Source organism: Nocardiopsis sp. NPDC055879 (assembly GCF_053615935.1).
The window spans coordinates 1-2,228 of record NZ_JBSHCT010000076.1 but is presented as its reverse complement, the minus strand read 5'-3'; the positions used below and the strand labels follow the sequence as shown (position 1 = coordinate 2,228).

Genomic DNA, 2,228 nt, shown 5'->3' with positions numbered 1-2,228 from the left:
TCGGTCGGTGTCCAGGACAAGCCGTACAACGGCCCACCACCCGACACCAACCCACCAGCCGGCCGCAACACCAACTCATCAACCGACAACACCACCCCACCCGAACCATCCACCAACTCCACCGAAACCGCACCACCACCCACCCACACCACACGCGCCAACACACTCGCCGCACCCGAAGCGAACACCCGCACACCCGACCAGGAAAACGGCAACAACCCCGACCGCAAACCCGGCAAATCCACAAACGACAACACATGCAAAACCGCATCCAACAACGCCGGATGCACCACATGATCACCAGCACGATCCCGCCACCCACGCGGCAACGCCACCTCAGCGATCACCTCACCCTCAGACACCCCACGCCACGCCCGCCGCAACCCACGAAACGCAGGACCATAACCAAAACCCCCCTCCGACAACCGCTCATACAACCCATCCACCGGCAACACCTCAGCACCCTCAGGCACCGAAACATCACCACCACCAACCCCACCGACAACCCCCAAAACCCCCACCGCATGAGCACTCCACCCAGCACCCTCATCACCCACCAACCGCGAATACACCGCCACCCGCGGCCCATCCGCCACACCCCGATCCACCACCACCTGCAACTCCACCTCACCCCGAGGCGGCAACACCAACGGCTGCTGCAACGTCAACTCGGCAACACCCGACAACCCCGACCGCAACGCCACATGCAACGCCACATCCAAAAACGCCGTCCCCGGCAACAACACCTGACCACCCACCGCGTGATCGGCCAACCACCCATGCGAGGACAACGACAACCGACCACTCCACACCGACACCCCGCCCTCGGCCAGCTCCACCACATCCGAAAGCAGACCACCACCACCGGAGTCCAACCAGAACCGCTCACGCTGGAACGCATACGTCGGCAACCCCACCGGCACACGCTCCACACCCACCGAAGCGAAGAACCCGCCCCAATCCACATCCACCCCATGCACCCACAAATCCGCGGCGGCCCCCACCACGGACTCCTCCTCACCACGCCCCCGACGCAGCGCACCCACCAACACCACGTCATCCACAGCGACCCCCTCGGCCGCCACACACTCACCCACCACCGACACCAAACCCGCGTCCGGCCCCACCTCCACGAACCGCGACACACCCTCCCTCACCATCGACCGCACACCATCGGCGAAACGCACCGTCCCACGCACATGACGCACCCAGTACTCAGGCGAGGACAACTCCTCCCCCACCACCACACGCCCCGACACGTTCGACACCACCGAACACCGAGGAACCCCGAACGAAACCCCCTCCAACACCTCACGGAACTCCGCCAACATCGGCTCCATCAACGCCGAATGAAACGCATGACTGACCCGCAAACGCCGAACCCGACACCCCTGACCCGCCAGAACACCCACCACACGCTCCACCGCGGCCTCGGCCCCCGACACCACCACCGACTCAGGACCATTGACCGCGGCCACATCCACACCACCACCACACTCCGCCACCACCGCCAACACACGATCCTCAGCAGCAGAAACCGACACCATCACCCCGCCCGCGGGCAACGCATCCATCAACCGGCCACGCGCCACCACCACACGCGCCGCATCCGCCAACGACCACACACCCGCCACATGCGCCGCCGCCAACTCCCCCACCGAATGCCCCATCACACAATCGGCCTCAACACCCCAACTCTCCAACAACCGGAACAGCGCCACCTCCACCGCGAACAACCCCGCCTGAGCGAACACCGTCCGCCCCAACAAACCCTCATCACCACCCCAAACAACCTCACGAACCCCCGAACCCAAACACCCCTCCAACTCACCCATCACCTCATCGAAAACCTCCCGAAACACCCCGAAACGCTCATACAACTCCCGCCCCATCCCCAACCGCTGAGAACCCTGACCAGCAAAAACAAACCCCACACCACCACGACCAACACGACCCACCACACCCCGCCCCACACCCGAACCCTCAGCCAAAGACCTCAACTCACCCGCGAACCCCTCCACACCCGAACCCAGAACAACCGCACGATCCTCAAACCCCACACGCCCACTCAGGCCCGCACCCACACCCTCCACATCCACACCCGAACCACCCGAAACAAACCCCGCCAACCGCCCCGCCTGACCACGCAAACCCCCCACACCACGACCCGACAACACCCACGGCACCACCGACACCCCAGAAACAGGCACCTCAGAAACAGACGCCTC

1 protein-coding gene is annotated in these 2,228 nt (G+C 64.4%); it reads right to left on the bottom strand.

Annotated elements, in window-relative coordinates:
• Positions 1-1,880: acyltransferase domain-containing protein (locus ACWGKS_RS29815; RefSeq protein ID WP_452457184.1), on the bottom strand; the 1,880-nt coding region annotated here is incomplete at its 3' end.
• Positions 1,881-2,228: the final 348 nt, after the last annotated feature.